This window comes from Tritonibacter mobilis, from assembly GCF_001681715.1.
In the GTDB taxonomy this organism is placed as follows: Bacteria; Pseudomonadota; Alphaproteobacteria; order Rhodobacterales; family Rhodobacteraceae; genus Epibacterium; species Epibacterium mobile.
Genome location: NZ_LNWY01000001.1, coordinates 39,096 through 58,522 on the forward strand (window position 1 = coordinate 39,096; position 19,427 = coordinate 58,522).

15 protein-coding genes are annotated in these 19,427 nt (G+C 61.7%); 12 read left to right on the forward strand and 3 right to left on the reverse strand.

Features of this window, described 5'->3' with window-relative positions; all coding sequences use genetic code 11:
* Window positions 1–88 precede the first annotated feature (88 nt).
* Window positions 89–763 (reverse strand): TetR/AcrR family transcriptional regulator, encoded by a 675-nt coding sequence (locus tag UB90_RS00150; protein WP_005640578.1) that lies wholly within the window; start codon window positions 761–763, stop codon window positions 89–91.
* 375 nt (window positions 764–1,138) lie between these two features.
* Here UB90_RS00150 and UB90_RS00155 point away from each other — a divergent pair, with 375 nt between their 5' ends.
* Genes UB90_RS00155 through UB90_RS00175 form a run of 5 tightly spaced genes read left to right on the forward strand, consistent with a single transcriptional unit; the run spans window position 1,139 to window position 8,354 of the window.
* Window positions 1,139–2,911, forward strand: a complete 1,773-nt coding sequence (locus UB90_RS00155; RefSeq protein WP_065324531.1) for an ABC transporter ATP-binding protein — start codon at window positions 1,139–1,141, stop codon at window positions 2,909–2,911.
* Complete coding sequence (locus UB90_RS00160; protein ID WP_065324532.1) at window positions 2,904–4,823, forward strand: ABC transporter substrate-binding protein; 1,920 nt, start codon at window positions 2,904–2,906, stop codon at window positions 4,821–4,823. Before UB90_RS00155 ends, UB90_RS00160 begins: the two co-directional genes overlap by 8 nt.
* Window positions 4,823–5,851, forward strand: a complete 1,029-nt coding sequence (locus UB90_RS00165; RefSeq protein WP_065324533.1) for an ABC transporter permease — start codon at window positions 4,823–4,825, stop codon at window positions 5,849–5,851. The genes UB90_RS00160 and UB90_RS00165 overlap by 1 nt, the downstream gene beginning before the upstream one ends.
* The gene (locus UB90_RS00170) at window positions 5,848–7,005 is read left to right on the forward strand and encodes an ABC transporter permease (protein ID WP_065324534.1); all 1,158 of its coding nucleotides are present in this window, start codon (window positions 5,848–5,850) and stop codon (window positions 7,003–7,005) included. The genes UB90_RS00165 and UB90_RS00170 overlap by 4 nt, the downstream gene beginning before the upstream one ends.
* Window positions 7,002–8,354, forward strand: coding sequence for a CoA transferase (locus tag UB90_RS00175; RefSeq protein WP_065324535.1), 1,353 nt, complete (start codon window positions 7,002–7,004; stop codon window positions 8,352–8,354). The genes UB90_RS00170 and UB90_RS00175 overlap by 4 nt, the downstream gene beginning before the upstream one ends.
* A gap of 199 nt (window positions 8,355–8,553) precedes the next feature.
* Here UB90_RS00175 and UB90_RS00180 read toward each other — a convergent pair whose 3' ends face one another.
* Window positions 8,554–10,911: a mechanosensitive ion channel family protein gene (locus tag UB90_RS00180; protein ID WP_065324536.1), complete on the reverse strand. Its 2,358-nt coding sequence runs from the start codon at window positions 10,909–10,911 to the stop codon at window positions 8,554–8,556.
* 416 nt (window positions 10,912–11,327) lie between these two features.
* On the opposite strand from UB90_RS00180, the gene UB90_RS00185 reads away from it, so the two are divergent.
* The 7 genes from UB90_RS00185 to UB90_RS00215 are packed head-to-tail and all read left to right on the forward strand — an operon-like array spanning window position 11,328 to window position 17,869.
* Window positions 11,328–12,548: a glycosyltransferase family protein gene (locus tag UB90_RS00185; RefSeq protein WP_065331830.1), complete on the forward strand. Its 1,221-nt coding sequence runs from the start codon at window positions 11,328–11,330 to the stop codon at window positions 12,546–12,548.
* Complete coding sequence (locus UB90_RS00190; RefSeq protein ID WP_065324538.1) at window positions 12,545–13,789, forward strand: glycosyltransferase family 4 protein; 1,245 nt, start codon at window positions 12,545–12,547, stop codon at window positions 13,787–13,789. Before UB90_RS00185 ends, UB90_RS00190 begins: the two co-directional genes overlap by 4 nt.
* Window positions 13,786–14,892, forward strand: a complete 1,107-nt coding sequence (locus UB90_RS00195; RefSeq protein WP_065324539.1) for a glycosyltransferase family 4 protein — start codon at window positions 13,786–13,788, stop codon at window positions 14,890–14,892. Before UB90_RS00190 ends, UB90_RS00195 begins: the two co-directional genes overlap by 4 nt.
* Window positions 14,889–15,473, forward strand: coding sequence for a histidine phosphatase family protein (locus tag UB90_RS00200; RefSeq protein ID WP_065324540.1), 585 nt, complete (start codon window positions 14,889–14,891; stop codon window positions 15,471–15,473). Before UB90_RS00195 ends, UB90_RS00200 begins: the two co-directional genes overlap by 4 nt.
* Complete coding sequence (locus UB90_RS00205; RefSeq protein ID WP_065324541.1) at window positions 15,470–16,609, forward strand: glycosyltransferase family protein; 1,140 nt, start codon at window positions 15,470–15,472, stop codon at window positions 16,607–16,609. The genes UB90_RS00200 and UB90_RS00205 overlap by 4 nt, the downstream gene beginning before the upstream one ends.
* Before the next feature lie 20 nt (window positions 16,610–16,629).
* Window positions 16,630–17,388, forward strand: coding sequence for a polysaccharide deacetylase family protein (locus UB90_RS00210; RefSeq protein WP_065324542.1), 759 nt, complete (start codon window positions 16,630–16,632; stop codon window positions 17,386–17,388).
* Between the two features lies 1 nt (window position 17,389).
* Complete coding sequence (locus UB90_RS00215) at window positions 17,390–17,869, forward strand: class I SAM-dependent methyltransferase (RefSeq protein ID WP_039982364.1); 480 nt, start codon at window positions 17,390–17,392, stop codon at window positions 17,867–17,869.
* Window positions 17,870–18,272: 403 nt separating this feature from the next.
* On the opposite strand, the gene UB90_RS00220 is transcribed toward UB90_RS00215, so the two are convergent.
* Complete coding sequence (locus tag UB90_RS00220; protein ID WP_065324543.1) at window positions 18,273–19,415, reverse strand: alpha-D-ribose 1-methylphosphonate 5-triphosphate diphosphatase; 1,143 nt, start codon at window positions 19,413–19,415, stop codon at window positions 18,273–18,275.
* Window positions 19,416–19,427: the final 12 nt, after the last annotated feature.

The window sequence follows — 19,427 nt, forward strand, 5'->3', positions numbered from 1 at the left end:
TACCTCCGCCGGAGGCATCGGCCCTGCTCCCTCTTGGGGGCAGGGCTCAAGCCTGTCGCGCGTCAGCGCGCCCGTCTGGCTGACATCACTACTGCGACAGGTCGCGCCAGAAAGCGCGGCTATACTCCGCAAACTCCTGCAGCTCGGCTTCTGTTGGTGCCTGACCGGTAAAAACCTTCAGATATTCCGGTGTCATCGCCAGCCGGTAGTCATGGCTCTCTTCCGGTTCCGCCATATCATAGCCAAGCTGCATATAATAAAGCACTTTTGCCCGCGTCAGAGCCTCGCGCTCGCCACAGCCGTAGCGCCCAAACATTGACGTCAACGCCGTCACACGGGCCAGATCTCCCGCCCGCATGCGCGCCAGCACCGCATCGGACCGGCGCGCCCAATCCCGCACCGCAAAATCAAGCGCGGTGTTGAACAGATCCGGGTTTGCGATGCAGCGAAACACATTCAAAACCGCGCCAGTCACCCGCTCTGCCGGAGCCTCTGCCTGACGGATCAGGCCTGCGGTATTGGTCTCTTCCCAGCGGGTCAGCAGGGCGTCCAGCAAATCCTGACGTGACTTGAAATACCAATAAAACGACGAGCGCGAGACCCCCATCGCCTCCGCCAAGGCCAGCACCTTCACCCGCTCTTCCCCGTCGCGGATCAGGACATCCAGCCCGATATTGAGCCAATCCTCACGGGTGACTTTGATATTGCCGATCAAAGGCGCGGCTTCGGGGTCATCGCGATGGAGCAGGGGTTTGGGGGGCATCAAGGTCTCAGTTCAGGATTTAGGCTCCGTCACAGTGCCCCGCCCTGCATATCAGTGCAAGCCACCCCGGGCAGGGGGCACCGGATCACCACGTTTGAGTGCGGCTCGGCCGTGTGGCATCAGATTTCTGCCCCGAGCTGGAACCGCAGCCGCAATTGTCGCGTTGGTGTTGCATCATCTCTCTAAGAGCGCCCCAAGAGCCGGGCTCCAACGACTGGACGCTGTCCAAAGGGGCACAAATCCCGAAACTCCACGGCACTCGGGGTAAATGGCATTTGACTACAAGGGCCTGCACGCGCGAAGGTAAGGGCCAAAAATCAGGGAGAACTCTCATTTCCAAACCTGCGCGGCGGCTACGCGGCTGGGGCGTCTGACATGCGCCCCCTCCTGTCAGTCGAAGATCTCAGCATTGGGTTCGGACGCGATGCACCCGTGGTGCAGAACGTGAATTTTGCCGTGAACCCCGGCGAAACGCTGGCACTTGTCGGCGAAAGCGGCTCTGGCAAGACCATCAGCTGCCGCGCCGTGCTGCGCATTCTGCCGCGGGCTGCGCGGTTGCACTCGGGACGTATGATCCTGAGTGGGCAGGAAGGCGACATCGACCTTGCCCGGATCAGCGAGCGTCAGATGCGCAGCGACGTGCGCGGCAACCGCATCGCCATGATTTTTCAGGAACCGATGCGCTCGCTTTCGCCGCTACATCGCATTGGCAATCAGGTGGTCGAGGTCATCCACCTGCATAGAAATACTTCAGAAGCAGACGCCAAACGCGAGGTGCTGGAGTGTTTCGAACGTGTGGGCTTTGCCGACCCGGAACGGACATGGCGGTCTTATCCGTTTGAACTCTCGGGCGGGATGCGCCAACGCGCGATGATCGCTATGGCCATGGTGGCCAAACCTGATCTGCTGATCGCCGATGAACCCACAACCGCGCTGGATGTGACCACACAGGCGCAGGTTCTTGGGTTGATGAAGGATCTCCAGCAGGAAACCGGCATGGCGATGATCCTTGTCACCCATGACCTTGGCGTGGTGGCCAATATGGCCGAGCAGGTGGTGGTGATGCACAAGGGTCGGGTCATGGAGGCAGGCCCTGCAGAGCCGATCCTGCGCGCACCCGCGCACCCCTACACCAAAGATCTGTTCAACGCCGCCCCCAAGATCCCGGAGGCGATCTGCCCGCTTCGTGACCCGCAGGAGGACCTGATCCTAGAGCTGCGCAACGTCACCAAAACCTTCACCATGCGCTCTGGCAAAAACTGGTCCAAACCCGCGTTGGTCCGGGCTTGCGAGGATGTCGATCTCAGCCTGCCGCGTGGCAAAACGCTGGCCATCGTTGGCGAAAGCGGCTCTGGCAAGACCACCGCAGCCCGCATCGCTTTGGGGGCGGAAACCGTGGACGCCGGGGGCGAGGTGCTGTTTCGCCCAACCACGGGGGCAGCGCCGCTTCAGGTACACGCTATGGACCGCGACGCCCGGCGCGCGTTCCAGCGTCAGGCACAGATGGTGTTCCAAGACCCCTACTCTTCGCTCAGTCCGCGCCAGCGCATCTTGGATACTCTGGCCGAACCGCTCGAAATTCACCGCATCGGCAACCGGGCCGAGCACAAATCCCGTGCCGCCGAGATGCTGCGTCTGGTGGGTCTTCCGGTGGATATGCTCAGCCGCTATCCACACGCGTTTTCCGGCGGCCAGCGCCAGCGCCTGTCGATTGCCCGCGCGCTGATGCTCGACCCGGCGCTTTTGGTCTGTGACGAGCCGACCTCGGCGCTGGATGTTTCGGTGCAGGAGCAGATCCTGACCCTCCTCGAAGAGATCCGCGACGCCCGCCAGCTCTCATATCTGTTTATCAGCCACGACCTTGCGGTGGTGGCGCGTATCGCGGATGAGGTCGCGGTGATGCGACGGGGCCTGATTGTCGAACTAGGCCCGCCCGAAGTGCTGTTTCATGATCCCAAACACCCCTACACAAAGGCGTTGATCGCCGCTCAACCGGTCCCGGATGTGGATCGGCCTATCAATCTCAAACTTGTGGCACAGGGCGCAGGCGCGCCCGAAAGCTGGCCGGAGGCCTTCCGCTTTGCGGGACAGGATGCCCCGCCATTGGTGCCACTGGACCCCGGACATAAGGTACGCTGTCATGTCTAACCCCCGCCTTCTGCTTTCCCTCCCCTCTGCGCTGGCCTTGGCTTTGTTGCCGCTTGCGGCCCTCGCACAGCCGTCGGTGCAGGAAAGCGCCTTTTGGAGCCAAGAGGTCAGCGCTGGCGATCTGCCCCCCGCCGCAGATCGCATCCCCGCAGAGCCGTTGGTGGTGAATGTCGCCGCCAAGGGACGCGCTCCCGGCCTTCAGGGCGGCACGCTCAACACGATGGTCACGCGCTCCAAGGACATCCGCCAGATGGTGGTTTACGGCTACGCCCGGCTTGTGGGCTATAACGAGACATATGATCTGGTGCCCGACATCCTTCAGAGCTATGAAAACGAGGGCGATCGCAAGTTCACTCTGAACCTGCGCGAAGGGCACAAATGGTCCTCTGGCGACCCGTTCACCTCTGCCGATTTTGAATATTGGTGGAAACACATCGCCAATAACGAAGAGCTAAACCCCACCGGCCCCCCGGATTTTGTCCGCGTCGAGGGAGAGCTGCCAGAGGTCACATTCCCAGACGCAACCACAGTGGTGTTTGAGTGGAGCAAGCCCAATCCGAGCTTTCTTCAGGTGCTGGCGCAGGCGGTGCCGCCCTTCATCTACCGCCCTTCTGCCTATCTGAAACAATTCCACAAGGATTTTGCCGACCCGGACGCCTTGCAGGATGAAATCGACTATGCCCGCGTCAAAAGCTGGGCCGCGCTGCATAATAAGCGCGACAACATGGATAAATTCGACAACCCCGACTTGCCGACGTTGCAACCATGGATCAATGCCACCGCCGGCAAGAAGATCCGCCATCAGTTCGTGCGCAATCCCTATTACCACCGCATAGATGAGAACGGCGTGCAGCTCCCTTACATCGACACGGTCGAAATGGAGATCGTCTCGGGCGGGCTGGTCGCGGCGAAATCGAACGCGGGTGAGGCCGATCTACAGGCGCGTGGGCTTGATTTCCGCGACATCCCGATCCTGCGCAAGGGCGAGGCAAACGGCAACTATCGCACGGAGCTTTGGTCGTCGGGCACCGCATCGCAGATCGCGATTTACCCCAATCTCAATTCCGCTGATGATGTCTGGCGCGAAACCCTGCGTGACGTGCGTGTGCGCCGCGCCCTTTCGGTTGCGATCAACCGCGCTGCAATCAACAAATCGCTTTATTTTAAGCTCGCCAAACCCGGCGCGATGACCGTGCTGGAGCAAAGCCCCTTCTTTGATCAAGCTTTGCGTGATGCATGGGCGCAGTATGATCCGGATCTGGCCAATACACTGTTGGATGAGGCAGGCTTTACCGAACGCGATGGCTACGGCATCCGCCGCCTGCCCGATGGCCGCCCCATGGAGCTGGTGGTCGAAACCGCAGGAGAGCGGCAAGAGGTTGAAAACGCATTGCAGATCATCACCGATGACTGGCGCGATGTGGGGGTAAAACTGGTGATGCGGCCGCTTGATCGGGACATTCTGCGCAATCGCGTGTTCTCTGGAACCACCATGGCATCGGTCTGGTACGGCTGGGACAATGGCCTGCCGCAAAGCTACACTTCCCCCGCCTATCTTGCGCCAACAGATCAAGTCTTTCTGTCATGGCCCAAATGGGGGCAGTTTTATCAGACCAGCGGCGCGGTGGGCGAGGCACCAGATATACCAGCAGCACAACGCCTGATGGAGCTGTTGGACAATTGGAATAACGCCCCCGACGCCGACAAGCGCGCCGAAGCATGGCACGAGATGCTGCAAATCCACGCCGACAACGTTTTTGCCATCGGTCTGGTGGCCGGGGCTCCACAGCCGGTGGTGATCTCCAACCGTCTGCGCAACGTACCCAAAACAGCCATCTGGGCCTGGGAGCCCGGCGCACATTTCGGCGTGCACCGCATGGATGAATTCTACTTTGAGGACGGCGAAGGCTGATGGAAATTCTGCGCTACGCGGTCTATCGCTTTGGCACCATGCTGCTGACACTGCTTCTGGTGTCGGTGTTGATCTTCTGGATCATCAACCTGCCACCGGGGGATTTTCTCTCCAATCAGATCGCAGAGCTGCGCGCCACCGGTCAGGAAGCGGGCGTCGCCAAGGCCGAATTCCTTCGCAAGGAATATGCACTCGACCGATCGCTGACAGAGCAATATCTGATCTGGATGGGGTTTTGGCCCGGGCCACACGGGTTTTCCGGCATGCTGCAGGGCAATTTCGGCTGGTCGTTTGAATTTGATCGCCCGGTGTCGGAAATCGTTGGGGAAAGCCTCTGGCTCACGGTGCTGGTGAACCTCGCAGCCGTTCTGTTTGTTTATATGGTCGCGCTGCCCTTGGGCGTTCTGGCCGCCGCCAAGTCACGCACCATGATCGACTACACCGCTGCTTTTATTGGCTATCTGGGCCTCGCCACACCGAATTTCCTGCTCGCGCTGATCCTGTTTTATTACGGGCATCAATATCTGAACCTGCCCATCGGGGGCCTGATGGCACCCGAATTTGAAGGCGAGCCAATGACTTGGGAGAAGGTCAAATCCATCCTGATCCACCTGATCGTACCGACCTTTGTGATCGGCACCTCCGGGGCCTCTGCCATGATGCAGCGGTTGCGGGCAAACATGCTGGATGAGCTGGGCAAACCCTATGTGGAAACCGCCGTGGCCAAGGGCATGCGCCCCTCAAGGATGCTTGCGAAATATCCGCTGCGGGTGGCGTTCAATCCCTTTGTGGCCGACATTGGCAACCTGCTCCCCTCCATGGTCTCAGGCTCGGTGCTGGTCTCCGTGGTGCTGGGGCTGCAAACCATCGGCCCGGTCTTGCTGCAGGCGCTTAAATCGCAGGACATGTTCCTTTCGGGGTTCGTTTTGATGTTCGTGGCGCTCTTGACCCTCATCGGCACCATGATCTCCGACGTACTGCTGGTCCTGCTGGATCCGCGCATCCGCTATGAGGGGCGTGAGACATGAGCCAGAAGTCCCCCGATGGGCGCTATGTCGATGATGCGCCCTATGATCCGCAGGCCTCGATCCGCGAGTTGGATCGCAAGGATCTGGACGCTCCCAATTGGGTGCTGATCTGGCGCAAGTTCAAGACCCATCGTCTGGGCCTGATCTCCGGCATCTTCCTGCTGTTTTGCTATGTGATGCTGCCCTTTGTCGGCTTCATCGCCCCCTACGGGCCAAATGAACGCGACGCCGAACATCTTTATTCGCCGCCGCAATCGGTAAATCTGTTCCATGAGGGCGAGTTTATGGGTCCCTTTATCTATCCGCTGACGTCTGAAGCCGATCTTGCGACCTTTCAGTGGGTGGTGAAGCCCGACTACGACAACCCACAAAAGATCCGGTTTTTCTGCGAGGGAGAACCCTATCGGCTGGCGGGGGTGATCGAAGCCGACACCCGCCTGTTCTGCGCCCCCGAGGGCGCGACGCTGTTCCTCTGGGGGTCGGATCGTTTGGGGCGCGATATTTTCAGCCGTATCCTGTTTGGCGCGCAGCTGTCGCTGACTGTGGGCCTGATCGGGATCACGGTATCCTTTGTGCTGGGGATCTTTTTTGGCTCTGTCGCGGGCTATTTCGGCGGTAAGATTGACTGGGTCATCAACCGCGCCATTGAGATCCTGCGCAGCCTGCCAGAGCTGCCTTTGTGGCTGGCGCTCTCGGCGGCGGTGCCCTCGACCTGGTCGCCGGTGGCGGTGTTTTTCATCATCTCAATCATCCTCGGCATTCTTGATTGGCCGGGGCTTGCGCGTTCCGTCAGGGCCAAATTCCTGAGCTTGCGCGAGGAGGAATACGTCCGCGCGGCTGAAATGATGGGAGCCTCCTCTGGCCGCGTCATCAGAAAACACCTGTTGCCCAACTTCATGAGCCACCTCATCGCCTCGGCCACATTGTCGATCCCGGCGATGATCTTGGGCGAAACCGCGCTCTCGTTCCTCGGCCTTGGTCTGCGCGCACCTGCGGTCAGTTGGGGTGTAATGCTCAATGACGCCCAAAACCTCGCCAATATCGAGATCTACCCTTGGACTGCGATCCCGATGCTGCCCATCATCGTCGTGGTGCTTGCGTTCAATTTCCTCGGCGATGGGCTGCGCGACAGTCTGGATCCCTATCAGCAATGAGCCTCGTAACCACCCTGCCCGCGACTGGCACCTATCGCGTGACCGGCGAAGGCCATCGCCCCAGCCTTTACGCGGTGTCGGAGCTCGCCAATGCCTCGGTTGCTGCTGTGGGACTGGCAATGGCGGATCTCATAGAGGCGCTCGGGCTGGCCCCGCATGCGCCCGAGATCACCGTAGATCAGCGTCTGGCGTCCTTATGGTTTGGCTATTCTTTCCGCCCCGAAGGCTGGGAGATGCCATCGCTCTGGGACCCGATTGCGGGTGACTATCCTTGCGCGGATGGCTGGATACGGTTGCACACCAATCTGCCACATCACCGCGCTGCGGCGCTCTCTGTGCTGGGCTGCGCTGAGGCGCGTGACGCGGTGGCGGCAGCGGTACTGAATTGGCAGGGCGACGCTTTGGAAACTGCGGTGGTCGGCGCGGGTGGCGTTGCAGCCGCCATGCGCAGCCGCTCAGATTGGCTCGACCATCCGCAAGGGGCGGCAGTGGCGCAAGAGCCACTGATCGACTGGATCAAACCTCGCCGGGTTGTGCTGCGGGATCGCCCGAAGGCATGTCTGTCCCGCCCCCTTCAGGGGATGCGGGTGCTCGATCTGACGCGCGTGTTGGCCGGTCCGGTCAGCACCCGCACGCTGGCCGGGTTCGGCGCCGATGTGCTCAGGATCGACCCGCCGGATTGGGACGAGCCGGGCGTGTTGCAGGAAATCTCGCTGGGCAAACGGATGGCCTCGCTGAACCTGCGAACAAAATCAGGCCGTGACCGCCTCAGGGAGCTGATGTCGGAGGCGGATGTATTGGTCCATGGATATCGTCCGGGGGCATTGGACGCGCTGGGGCTGGATCTGGCCACGCGCGATGCCATCGCCCCCAACCGCGTTGAGGTGACGCTCAACGCCTATGGCTGGACCGGTCCTTGGGCCAAACGGCGCGGGTTTGACAGCCTTGTGCAGATGAGTTCCGGGATTGCCGAGGCCGGGTGGCGATGGGCACAGGCTGAAAAGCCAACCCCCTTGCCGGTTCAGGCCCTGGATCACGCCACCGGCTATATGATGGCGGCGGCAGTTCTCTCCGGAGTGGCAACGGCGGCGCGAAGCGAAAGTGTCGGTGTTGCGCGCCTGTCGCTTGCACGGATGGCGGAGGAATTGACCGGCTTGCCAAAGACACTTTCTGGGCCTGAGATTACAGGGGCCACAGGAGATGACTACGCCAGCCACGAGGACAGCGGTTGGGGCCCTGCATTGAGACTACGGCCGCCGCTCTCGCTTCATGGCTGTCAGATGTGCTGGAGCCTGCCATCCAATCCAAGCGGTCGTCATCCAGCGCAGTGGCCTGAGGCGCATTTCTGACCTCATTTCCCACGCCCTCTGTCTCGAAATAGTTTTATGCGACGCCCGACGGGTATGATTTCGCTTCGGGCTTTGCCCGAAGCGACCCGCGCGGCGCGGACCCTCTGGGTCCGCGCCGCGCTAGGCCCAACTCCAAAGGAGGCGCAGGGCACCTGCGGCTCGCTGCGGAGGCGGGAGTGCCCCCGATCCGGCTCCCCTGTCAGCGATCGTCTCCAGTGCCGCCGTCATTGGCATCCATCAGATCATCCTCAATCGCCGCATGCGCCGCCCCCAAGGCCGCATCACGCTTGGCTGGCGTGACCTTTTCACCGTTGTCGTCAACAACCCGCACCGTAACCTCGCGGTGCGCAAATTTGATATCTTCGCGTTCAAACAGATCGCGGATCTCCTGAAACACCTTTTTGCGCACCAGCCATTGATCGCCGGGCTTGGTCATGAATTTCACACGGATGATCATCGCAGAATCCTGCATCTCGATCACACCTTGCGATTTCAATGGCTGGATGAAGTTATGCCCGATCACCGGATCGTTCAGCAGCTCCTGACCCAGTTTCTTGATCAGCTTGCGGACCTTTTCAACATCCGTGTCATAGGTCACCCGCAATGGCAGTTTCATAATCACCCAATCGCGCGAGTAGTTGGTCAGCACCTGAATTTCACCAAAGGGGATCGTATGCAGCGCGCCAAGGTGATGGCGCAGCTGGAAGGAGCGCACGGAGATCTTCTCTACCGTTCCTTTCACACTGCCAATATCGATATATTCCCCGCGCCGGAACGCATCATCAATCAGGAAGAACGCGCCCGAGAAGATATCACGCACCAGCGTCTGAGACCCGAACCCCACCGCAAGACCGACAACACCCGCGCCAGCAAACAGCGGGCTGACGTTGATGCCGATTTCCATCAGCACGATAAGAACGATGGTGACAACGACCACCGCCAGAATGGCCCCTCGAAACAGCGGCAACAAAGTGGCGAGACGGCTGGCACTGCTGCCCCCGCCCTCGTCACCCAACTCCCCATCCGGCTGGTCCTGCGTCTCTTCCTCGATTTTGCTGTCGATCCAGATCCGCGCGATGTGAAAGACCAGATAGCCGATGAACAGGATCACCAGCACATCAATCGTCCGGTCAAGCCGGGGCGCATCCTGAAGCGCAAACTCCGGGTCCCAGACATAGATCAGCGACACAGCCCCGCCCAGAAAGGCAAGGATACCTGCCGCGCGCCGGGCCAGATCCTTGAACGTCGCAATGGGGTGCGGTGCACGCCCCGATGTCGGGGCATCGTCCAACAGCACCTCCGCCCCCTCATCTTCTGCGCTGTCAGCGCTTGGCACATCTGAGATCACCCTGCGACGGGTCGCGAATTGCTCAATCACATAGTTGATCAAGCCATAGACCACCAAAATTGAGGTCAGCACCGCGAACAGACCCATGTTCGGCGGCACCGGGCTTGGGTTTTCCAAAACCAGATCAAAGGTCAGCGCAAGCCAGCCAAAGGCAATGTAAAGGATCACCATTGGCGCCCAGACCCATGACAGCAACCGATTGGGCCAGGCCACCGCCTGCGCCTCTCCGTCGCCTCGGATCGCACCAGAAATTGCCCGTGCGTTGAACAGCACCAGCAAGATTGCCAGCAATGACGACGCCAGCATCAGGATCGAATAGGTCAATGCGTAGATATTGTAATTCAGGCCAAAATCCTGAACCCAGGTCGAGACCATCACCGCCGCGAAATCAAAGGTCGCAAGCCCCGACAGCCAGAAATAGAGCCGCCGCGCCGCTCGATCATCCAGCGACGGAATACGGTATTGGCTGAGATAGGGCGACAACACCATGCGCCAAAGATCGGAGATGGTTCGCGCCACAAAAAAGGTCAGATAGACCGCAAGCGAGGTGAACTCAACCGACACATCGCCAGAGGTTCCAAATACCAATAGCGTCACCACCAAGGCAAATATCATCGCAAAGAGCGTCGCCCCGACCCCGGCGAAAAAACGGATGATCAAAAAGGGCATCTTGCCCGCGTAGCCTTCGGGCTGTTCCTCAATACGGCTCACCACATAGCGTTTGATCAGTCGCTTGCCGTAGATCTCTGTCGAAAGCCAACGCCCGATCAGCAGCAGTATCGTGGTAATCACCACCACCCGCACATAAGTCATGATGCGCCCATCCGGGCTGGTAGCGCGCAAAATATAGGCCATCTCATTATATGAACTGGGCAGCGCTTTGAGCCGCTCGTTCAGCTTGGCGCGAAAATCACGCACCTCGCTTTGGGCTTTCATCATGGTGGATGCGCCGCCCATGACGCCGGGTTCCTTGACCATTTCGGCTTCGGCCTGCGCCACGACCTCTGCACCACTCAGCGCCCGACCGCTGCTGTCGACAATCACCACACCAACGCCAGCCTCTGCGGCTTGGCGAATAGCCGAAGCCAGATCCTGCTGTGCTGCTGCCTGCGGTGTTTCCGCAGCCTGCGCCTTGAGGGCAGCACCGCTTAGAAGACACAACGTGGCGGCAACCAGACACAGACATAAGGCGTTTATAAGTCTTGGCATGGCATCGCTTCCTCTCCCTCGGGCGCATTATTCTCGAGCTTAGCCGCAAACGGGCCACGATTGTCGATTTTGCGCCTCCGATTGCACTCGGATTCTATAGGTTTGATTGCACGAAGGGCCGACGCAAGCTATATCACGGATGTTTCAGAGCTTGGGTTGTTGTCATGACGTGTTCACACGGCCATATGAAGCCCCGGTAACAGGCATGAGAAATCCGGCCGCGCCGCTGGTTCAAAGAGGCGCGTTCAAAGGACGTTGGGGCGGAATATGGCCAAGACGCATCGCGCCACTCAATCGAGGCGCTGCACATCCCCCCCGATGCGGCACCACGCCGCCTCTCGCTATGCGCGATTGTCACATTGCCTGCGCCCCTCTTTGACCATCCGCCCGACCATCAGTTGCAAGCGAGCCCCCGCATGAGCGCCAGCACCACCCCCCGTTTAGGCCCCTCGGACCGCGGCCCGCGTATTCTGTTTTACAGCCACGACACTTTTGGCCTTGGCCATCTGCGCCGCTCGCGCGCACTGGCGGCAGCGATCACCTCCGCCGATCCAAAGGCCTCTGCGATGATCCTGACCGGCTCGCCGGTGGCGGGGCGGTTTGCCTTTCCCAACCGGGTGGACCACATGCGCCTGCCCGGCGTCATCAAACGTGCCGATGGCTCTTATGCCAGCCGCACCATGGGCATGACTATCGAGGAAACCACCGAGTTGCGCGCCGGGCTCATCCGCTCCACCGCCGAACAATTCGCGCCCGATATTCTGGTGGTTGATAAAGAACCCACCGGTTTTCGCGGCGAATTGATCCCGACACTGGACCTGCTGCAGGATCGCGGTCAGGCGCGATTGGTTCTGGGGCTGCGCGATGTGCTGGATGAACCCGAAGTGCTGCGCGCCGAGTGGGACCGCAAATCCGCTCTGCAGGCCACCGAAAAATACTACGATGAAATCTGGATTTACGGGCTGCATGATGTCTACGACCCCACCGCCGGCTTACCACTGAGCAAAGAGGCGCAGGCACGGATGCATTGGACCGGCTACCTGCGCCGCGACCTTGGCGAGGTGGGAGAGCCACCCGAGCAGCCCTATGTGCTGATCACCCCCGGTGGCGGTGGCGATGGTGCCATGATGGTGGATCTGGCAATCTCGGCTTATGAACGCGACCCCACCCTCGCCCCACGCGCGGTTCTGGTCTACGGCCCGTTCCTGTCGGGAGAGACCCGCGCCGCGTTTGAGGATCGCGTCGCCGCACTGGACGGTCGTGTCACCGCTGTCGGCTTTGAAAGCCAGATCGAGACCCTGTTTGCCGGCGCGCAGGGCGTGATCTGCATGGGCGGTTACAACACCTTCTGCGAGGTTCTGTCCTTTGACAAACCCGCCGTGATCGTACCTCGCACCACACCCCGTCTGGAGCAGTGGATTCGCGCCAGCCGTGCAGAGGAACTGGGCCTTGTCACCATGCTCGATGAAACCCGCGATGGCTGGACGCCGGATGCGATGATCGGCGCAATCCGTGCGCTGGAGCGTCAGCCCAACCCGTCCAAAGCAATCTCTGACGGGCTGCTTGATGGGCTTGATTATGTCACCACACGGGTGGATGCCTTGTTGCACCAACTCCCGCGCGAGGCCGCCGAATGACCGCTGAACGCCCGGCGCTCGCCGTATTGGTCAAAGGCTGGCCACGCCTGTCCGAGACCTTCATTGCGCAGGAACTTGTCGCCCTTGAGGACGCAGGCCAGCCATTTGAAATCTGGTCGCTGCGCCACCCCACCGACACGAAGACCCACCCGCTGCATGATCGCTTGCAGGCCCCGGTGCACTACCTGCCGGAATACCTTTATGACGACCCGGCCCGCGTGGCGAAATCGCGCACCATTGCGCAAGCCCTGCCCGGCTATGCCGCCGCCTATCGCATCTGGCGCGCGGATCTGCGCCGTGATCCCAGCCACAATCGCATTCGCCGGTTTGGTCAGGCTTGCGTGCTGGCGGCGGAACTGCCACCCGAGGTGCGCGGGCTTTATGCGCATTTCCTGCACACGCCGTCATCGGTGGCGCGCTACGCCGCGATCATGCGCGGCCTGCCATGGAGCTTTTCCGCCCACGCCAAGGACATCTGGACCTCGCCCGAATGGGAATTGCGCGAAAAGCTCTCATCACGGACCCATGGCGCGGCCTTTGGCGCGACCTGCACGGGCTTTGGCGCAAAACACCTGCAAGATCTCTCGGCTGGCACACCGGTGGATCTGATCTATCACGGCCTTGACCTGACGCGGTTCCCTGCCCCGCCCGACCGGGAGGCGCGCGCGCCTGACGCCCCCTTTCACATGATGTCGGTGGGGCGTCTCGTCGAGAAAAAGGGCTTTGACCGGCTGATCGCCGCGCTGGCGCTGCTGCCTGCGGATCTGGACTGGCACTGGACCCATATTGGCGGTGGCGGGCTGGGCGATCTGCTGCAAGGCATGGCCGAGGACGCAGGGATTGCAGCGCGCATCACATGGCGCGGCGCCTGTGACCAGCCGGAGGTGATCGCCGCCATGCGCGCCGCGGACCTCTTTGTGCTGCCCTCGCGCGTGGCGGAGGATGGCGATCGCGACGGGCTGCCCAATGTGCTGATGGAGGCCGCATCGCAGGGCCTGCCGATCCTGTCGACGCCCGTGTCGGCGATCCCGGAATTCATCCAAAGCGGTACCCATGGTCTCCTCAGTGATGACACCCCCGCAGCGCTTGCCGACGCGATGCTGCGCCTCGCACATGCCCCAGACGAGGCCCGCCGCATGGCCGACGCCGCGCTCAACCGCCTGCGTCGTGATTTCGGCATGGACCCGGGCATCCGGCAGCTGAACACCCGCCTGAATGCCATGCTCAAGGGCGCTGCATGACCGCGCCCCGCATCGCCTATTATGCGCCGATGAAGGCCCCGACCCATCCGACGCCCTCCGGCGACCGGGCCATGGCACAAAGCCTGATGGGCCTGTTGGAAAGGGGCGGTGCAGAGGTCATTCTCGCGTCTGAGCTGCGCCTGCATGACAAACTCGGCGACCGCGACCACCAGCAAATCCTGCAACAGCGCGCTGCGGATGAGGTGGGCCGCCTGATAGAAGAACTGCCCGAGGTCGACGCTTGGGTCACCTATCATAACTATTACAAAGCCCCCGACCTGATCGGCCCCGCCGTGGCGGCCGCCCGTGACATTCCTTATGTGCAGATCGAGAGCACCCGCGCCAGCAAACGCCTGACGGGCCCGTGGTCGGAATTTGCGCAAGCCGCACATGCGGCAGCGGATCAGGCGGCGGTGATCTTCTACCTCACCGAACAGGACCGCGAGACACTGGAGCGTGATCGTGCGGGCAACCAGCAACTGGTGCACTTGCGCCCCTTCCTGCCGCAAGATGCCCTCCCCGCGCCCGGCACGGGTGATGGCCCAATGCTCGCTGCCGGTATGATGCGGCGGGGTGACAAGCTGGCCTCCTATGCGCTCATCGCCGAGACGCTGCGCCATCTGGAGAGCACAGAGCACGCGGTCGACTGGCAGCTCTTGATTGCGGGCGACGGCCCCGCGCGCGCCGAGGTGGAATCGCTTTTTGCACGCTTTGGAACGCGCGTGCGCTTTCTCGGTCAGCTCGATGCCGCAGCCATGGCAGAGGCTTATCGCACAGCACAGCTGTTCCTGTGGCCCGGAGTCAATGAAGCCTTCGGCATGGTTTACCTGGAGGCGCAATCCCACGGGCTGCCGGTGGTGGCGCAAGACCGCCCCGGCCTGCGCGATGTGCTGCTGCCCTCAATGCCCGGTGACTATCCTGCGCCTGATGCCGGGGCCTCCGCACTGGCGGGTCGCGTTCTGCACCTTCTCGACAGTGCCTCTGAGCGCGAAGACCTCGGGCGGCGGGCGCGCGAACATATCGCCACCCACCACCTGCGACCCGCCGCTGCGGACACCCTTTGGGCTGCGCTGGGACCACTGATAAAGGAACGGCGCACATGATCCGTCTTGCCCTGCTGCGTCACGGCCATACCGCATGGAACCGTGCGGGCCGCATTCAGGGCCGCAGCGACATCCCGCTTGACGAGACCGCACGCGCAGACCTCGCCGCGCAGTCTCTCCCCGAGGGCTGGAACGACGCGGATCTCTGGTCAAGCCCCCTGACACGCGCCTCTGAAACCGCCGCGCTTGTGGCGGGGCGCGCACCACAGACCACAGCTGCACTCATCGAGATGAACTGGGGCGCGTGGGAAGGCCAGCACGGGGTGGACCTGCGTGCAGATCCCGCGTCCGGCTTTCGCGACATCGAACACTGGGGCTGGGATTATCGCCCCCCCGGCGGTGAAAGCCCGCTTGAGGTCTGGAACCGCATCAATCCGTGGATCGAGAGCCTCGCGCGCGACACCATCGCGGTCTGCCATATCGGGATCATGCGTATGATCCTTGCCCGCGCCCATGGCTGGGATTTCGACGGCCCTGCTCCGTTTCAGGTCAAACGCAATCGACTCTTTGTGGTGGAGATCTCGCGCGACAAGCTCACGCCCTGGCCCGATCCCATTCGACTTGAGCGACGCCCATCATGAAGGTCTTGATCGCCGTCACCCACCTTCTGGGCACCGGGCATCTGTCACGCGCCCTGACACTGGGGCGCGCATTTGCTTCTGAAAATCATCAGGTTACGGTGGTTTCTGGTGGTTTTCCGGCACCGCAACTCTCTGCGCAGGGTCTGCAGTTTGAACAATTACCGCCCCTGCGCTCTGATGGCGTGGAGTTCTCGCGCCTGCTCGGCACGGATGGCACGGTTGCGGATGAGGCTTATCTGATGCGCAGGCGGCAACAGATGCAGGCGCGGGTGCAGGATCAGCAGCCGGATGTGCTGATCACCGAGCTCTACCCGTTTGGCCGTCGTTCCCTCCGCGGTGAGTTTCGCGCTCTGCTGGAGGCCGCGCACGCGCTGCCTCGCCGTCCGCTGGTGCTGTCGTCGATCCGCGATATCCTCGCACCGCCCTCCAAGCCCAAAAAGGCCGAAGACGCCGATGCAATGATCGCCGCCTACTACGACGGCGTGCTTGTGCACTCGGACCCCAAGGCCACGACGCTGGACGTCAGTTGGCCGGTCTCAGAGATGCTGGCATCACGGCTGCAGTATACAGGCTATGTCGCACCACCTGCTGCAGCACCGCACCCCGAGGGCCTCGGCAAAGGGGAAATCCTCGTCAGTGCCGGCGGTGGCAGCGTCGGGGATGCGCTTTACGCTTGCGCGATTGAGGCCGCCAAACTGATGCCCGATTACCGCTGGCGCATTCTGGTTGGCGGCGCGGATGCACGGGCACGCATCGCTGACCTTGAGGATGCAGGCTCGCCCGCGATCCTGGAACCCGCCCGCCCGGATTTTCGCGCCATGCTGCCCCATGCGGCGGCCTCCGTCAGCATGTGTGGCTACAACACCGCGCTCGATCTGCTGCAATCCGGCACACCCGCCGTTCTGGTGCCGTTTGATGCGGGCAAAGAGGTGGAACAATCCCTGCGCGCCCAGAGCCTTTCGCCCCTCGCAGGCATTGAGGTGGAGGGAGCAGCAACCCTCACCCCGGCTAGTCTGTGCGCCGCACTCTCCCGTGCCATGCACGATACGCAACGCGGCCTTGACGGCTTTGAATTTGACGGAGCGCAGCGGAGCGTGGAGATTGCCGCAACGCTGCTGAGGCGGCAGCGCGCTTGAGCGCAACGGGGGGGACGGACATGACACGAGGCTGGGACGAGCTGGACGCGGAGTTGGCGCATTGGACCACGGAGGGCCTGCGGCTACCGCTCTGGTGGCGGGATGATGATGCCATTGCACCCACGGAGGCGCTGGTCCAGCTGGGGGCATTGGCGACGCGGCTCGACCTGCCGGTGCACCTGGCGGTGATCCCCGAAACTGCGCAAGAGGAACTGGCACAGGCGGTTGCGCAATCCAGCCACCTGATCCCGGTGGTGCATGGCTGGGCGCATAAAAACCACGCCAGCGCAGATAAGAAGAAATGCGAATTTCCCAGCACCCGCCCGGTGGATGAGGCGCTCAATGCGGCGGAGCAGGGGATGGACCGCCTGAAACATCTGTTTGGTCCCGCGTTGCAGCCGATGTTCGTTCCCCCTTGGAACCGGATTTCTCCAGCCATGCTGCCCTGGCTTGCGGGTCTGAGCTTTGCTGCGGTCTCCACCTATGGGCCACGCAAGCGCGTTCAGGCCGCGCCGGGTTTGGTGCAGATCAACACCCATATCGACCCCATCGACTGGAAACATGGACGGGGTCTGGTGCCCGAAGATCACCTCCTGTCACGGTTGGTCGACACGCTCATAGCACGCCGCACCGGTCAGCAAGATAGCGCAGAGCCACTTGGCCTGCTGACGCATCACCTTGTACACAGTGACGAGGTGTGGGAGTTCTGCGAAACACTGCTGCGCCGACTGCTGGATGGCCCGGCACACCCTTGGCGTTTCAATGAAAGGATTGGCTGAGATGAGCCGACTGGACAGCATGCTACGCCGCCTCACTGCGCAACGCGATGGGCTGAACTGGGCCGCGCAACAGATCTCGGGCGTTGAGGGGGATGTGCTTGATCTGGGATTGGGCAACGGGCGCACCTATGACCATCTGCGCGAGGTCATGCCGGAGCGGCGGGTCTGGGTCATTGATCGCGTCCTGCAATGCCACCCGTCTTGCGTGCCCCCTGAAGAAAACTTCCTGCAAGGCGAGGCAGAACCGATGCTGGCGCGACTTGCGGATGGCGGGCATCGGCTGGCCCTTGCACATTACGATCTTGGGTTTGGCGTCAAGGAACAGGATGTTGCCGAAGCCGCAAAACTCTCACCCGCGATTTTGCAGGTCATGGCAGCGGGAGGGCTGATCATTTCGGGTCAGCCATTGGTGGGGTTTGAGGAAATCGACGGCCCCGAAGGCATCCCCGAAGGCCGTTACATGTTCTACCGCGCCGGGTAAGCCGAGATCTCTTACCCCAGCGGAGAGCCTGGCGGCTCTCAGGTTTTGCGCTTTGCTTTGCAAATCGCGGTGGGGCGGTGGCCGCGCCTGCGGCGCGGCCACCGCCCGGCCCAACGCTTTTGGGGGAGGCTTTGCCTCACTCATAAAGGGGCGGGAGGTCCCCCTCCCTGCAAAACAAAGAACAGGTCAGCAGTCCTGTCAGATTGTTTCGCATGCGAAACAACAGGTCACAGAGACTGATACTTTATGTGGGCGTTGCACATGCAGCGTACGCTGACATCTGGGGATGCGCTTGCTTGCACCAGATGTCAGCGGACTCACCGGATCTTTAACCTACTGAAGTATAAACTTAACGCGCGCCCACGTAAGGCGCGCGCGTTATCGCTTCTCAATGCCTTCCCCGTCAGGCGACACGCGCACCGCGCGCATAAACGGCCCGTGGCATCGGAACCCCGTCGCCAACACGGAACCGGATGAGGTCTGCGCGTTTGCCAACCTCCAGCACGCCGCGATCCGTCAAGCCAACCGCAGCAGCAGGCGCCGCTGTCACCGTCGCCATACCGCGCGCCAGATCACCCCAGATGTCACCGAGTTTGACCGCCGCCTGCAAGAGTGCCGCCGGGATGTAATCTGACGAGACGATGTCCAGCAATTCCAGATCTGCAAGCTCGCGCGCCGCGACATTGCCGGAATGCGACCCGCCGCGAATGAGGTTTGGCGCGCCCATCATCACCTTGATGCCATGGTCGTGACAGGCCCGAGCCGCCTCGACCGTGGTGGGAAACTCGGCCAGTCGAATGCCGTGGCCTGCAGAGGTGGCAACCTGCTCGGCGGTGGTGTCATCGTGGCTTGCCAGCACCGCCCCAAACCGCGCCGCCTCAGACACCGTGGCCGCTTCGTGCATATCGCCATATTGCGCGCGCAGATCTTTCAGCTCGGCCACATGGTTGATGAATTCCTCATCGGACATGCCGCGTTTGGATTTCACATATTGTTCGAGCTTGGAGATATCGCGGAACTGGCGCTGACCCGGCGTGTGGTCCATCAGGCTGACCAGCCCGACACGGTCCTCGGCGGTGAACTCCGACAGCTCCTCGGCCAGCGTTTCCGAACAGACCTCAGCGCGCAGGTGCAGGAAGTGGCTGATCTTCAGCATGTCCTTGGCGCGCAACTCCAGCATCTCGGTGGCAAGCTGGCGGGCATATTTCAGGTAGCGCCCTTTGCCGCGCGGGATCGAGCCCACGCGCATTGCATCAAATACCGTGGTGATCCCGGTGGAGGCCAGTTCCGCGTCATGGGCCACCAGCGCTGCCGCGTGGGGCCAGTCGACGCCGGGGCGCGGTTCGATGTGGCGTTCCAGATTGTCCGTGTGCAGCTCCACCAGACCGGGGCTGAGGAAATCGCCCTCAAGATCCACCGCACCGGCAGGGACAGTGGTGCCCTCGGAGATGTCGGCAATCACGCCTTGGCTGATTTTCAAGCTACCTGTGCGGGTTTCACCTGCAAGGATCAGCGTGGCATTGGCAAGGATCAACTCTTGTGTCATCTGAAGTTCACA

Excerpts from the sequence above, each read along its gene's own strand:
- UB90_RS00150 (WP_005640578.1), bottom strand. The coding sequence starts at position 763 with ATGCCCCCCAAACCCCTGCTCCATCGCGATGACCCCGAAGCCGCGCCT.
- UB90_RS00155 (WP_065324531.1), top strand. The coding sequence starts at position 1,139 with ATGCGCCCCCTCCTGTCAGTCGAAGATCTCAGCATTGGGTTCGGACGC.
- UB90_RS00160 (WP_065324532.1), top strand. The coding sequence starts at position 2,904 with ATGTCTAACCCCCGCCTTCTGCTTTCCCTCCCCTCTGCGCTGGCCTTG.
- UB90_RS00165 (WP_065324533.1), top strand. The coding sequence starts at position 4,823 with ATGGAAATTCTGCGCTACGCGGTCTATCGCTTTGGCACCATGCTGCTG.
- UB90_RS00170 (WP_065324534.1), top strand. The coding sequence starts at position 5,848 with ATGAGCCAGAAGTCCCCCGATGGGCGCTATGTCGATGATGCGCCCTAT.
- UB90_RS00175 (WP_065324535.1), top strand. The coding sequence starts at position 7,002 with ATGAGCCTCGTAACCACCCTGCCCGCGACTGGCACCTATCGCGTGACC.
- UB90_RS00180 (WP_065324536.1), bottom strand. The coding sequence starts at position 10,911 with ATGCCAAGACTTATAAACGCCTTATGTCTGTGTCTGGTTGCCGCCACG.
- UB90_RS00185 (WP_065331830.1), top strand. The coding sequence starts at position 11,328 with ATGAGCGCCAGCACCACCCCCCGTTTAGGCCCCTCGGACCGCGGCCCG.
- UB90_RS00190 (WP_065324538.1), top strand. The coding sequence starts at position 12,545 with ATGACCGCTGAACGCCCGGCGCTCGCCGTATTGGTCAAAGGCTGGCCA.
- UB90_RS00195 (WP_065324539.1), top strand. The coding sequence starts at position 13,786 with ATGACCGCGCCCCGCATCGCCTATTATGCGCCGATGAAGGCCCCGACC.
- UB90_RS00200 (WP_065324540.1), top strand. The coding sequence starts at position 14,889 with ATGATCCGTCTTGCCCTGCTGCGTCACGGCCATACCGCATGGAACCGT.
- UB90_RS00205 (WP_065324541.1), top strand. The coding sequence starts at position 15,470 with ATGAAGGTCTTGATCGCCGTCACCCACCTTCTGGGCACCGGGCATCTG.
- UB90_RS00210 (WP_065324542.1), top strand. The coding sequence starts at position 16,630 with ATGACACGAGGCTGGGACGAGCTGGACGCGGAGTTGGCGCATTGGACC.
- UB90_RS00215 (WP_039982364.1), top strand. The coding sequence starts at position 17,390 with ATGAGCCGACTGGACAGCATGCTACGCCGCCTCACTGCGCAACGCGAT.
- UB90_RS00220 (WP_065324543.1), bottom strand. The coding sequence starts at position 19,415 with ATGACACAAGAGTTGATCCTTGCCAATGCCACGCTGATCCTTGCAGGT.